Source organism: Gordonia effusa NBRC 100432 (genome assembly GCF_000241305.1).
GTDB lineage: Bacteria > Actinomycetota > Actinomycetes > Mycobacteriales > Mycobacteriaceae > Gordonia > Gordonia effusa.
On the sequence record NZ_BAEH01000002.1, the window covers coordinates 1 to 1,242 of the forward strand.

General features: G+C 59.3%; 1 protein-coding gene. It reads right to left on the minus strand.

Annotated features, from left to right (window positions below; translation table 11 throughout):
* A partial coding sequence (locus tag GOEFS_RS00100) for an MlaD family protein (RefSeq protein WP_007315814.1) occupies positions 1 to 1,241 on the minus strand: 1,241 nt, incomplete at its 3' end.
* Position 1,242 lies beyond the last annotated feature (1 nt).

Consider the following 1,242-nt stretch of genomic DNA (forward strand, 5'->3'; position numbering starts at 1 on the left):
GGATGGACGCCCAGCAGCGCGGCGATCTGCTGCGCCAGCGGGTTGAGGTTGAGTTTGTCGGGATCCTTCTTGGGCTTGTTATCCCACGGCTGCGGGTAGGCGGGATTGGCCAGCGCGGCACGGTTCGCGCTGCGCACACCGGTCGCACTCCCCTGCGGCACCGTGCAATTGGCGTTGGTGTTGAACGGGAAGTCATCGTTGTTGATGTCGAAATTGGGATTGGCGCGCTTCATCCTCGCGACAATCTCTTTGGTGCCCTCATAACCCTGCGTACACGCCGCCGGATTATTGGTCTCCAACACAATGCCGAAGTGAATCTGACCATCGCCCCGAGGTGGGCCGTGGCTACTCGCCGACAACGACGACAACATCGCCAACGCCGCATTCGTCGCCCAACCAGCCGGCTCAATCGTCTTAGCCGTCGTCCCCAGATCGTGCACGACCTTGGTGATGTCAGCACCCTGCTTCTGCAACAACCCCGACAACTGCGTCGCCGTCGCAGTGCCAGTCGTCAACAACCGACGCACATCAGGATCAGCCGCCGCCAACGTCGCGGTAATCAAATCCAGGTTGCGGGCCCAACTGACGATCGCATCGGACTGCTCAGCCTGCGTCGCAAGGGCGACATTCGAATTGCCCAGCAGCGCAACAGTATCGGGCAAGCTCTCCACGCCGGCCTTAGACAAATTCCCCAACGACGTCACCAACCGAGTCAGATTCTCACCCTGACCATTGAACGCCTTACCCAATTCGACGATGACAGTATGCAAATCATCAACCGGTACCGACTCGGCAAACTCGATCGCACTGTTCACCACATCATCGAGCGGCGGCGGCACCGACCCCTTCGTGATCCGCGATCCATCAACGAGATACGGCCCCGACCCCGACGTCGGCTGCAAATCCAGATACTGCTCACCGATCGCCGACCTATTAGCCACCACCGCAACAGCATTCGCCGGGATCCGACCCTCATCACCATCAAGGGTCAACACCACATCAACACCGTCAGGAACCAACCGCACATCCTTGACGCGCCCCGCCGGCACCCCCTGATAGGTCACCTCCGCGTTGGTGAAAATCCCACCCGAATCGGGCAAATGCACGGTCACGTCATACGAATTGGCCCCCACCATCCGATCCACATGCACATACCGAACACCCGCGAACACCGTCGCCGCGATACCAAGAACGATCAATACAACTATCTGAACACGCTTAAGAACACCAAGAGGCGGCATT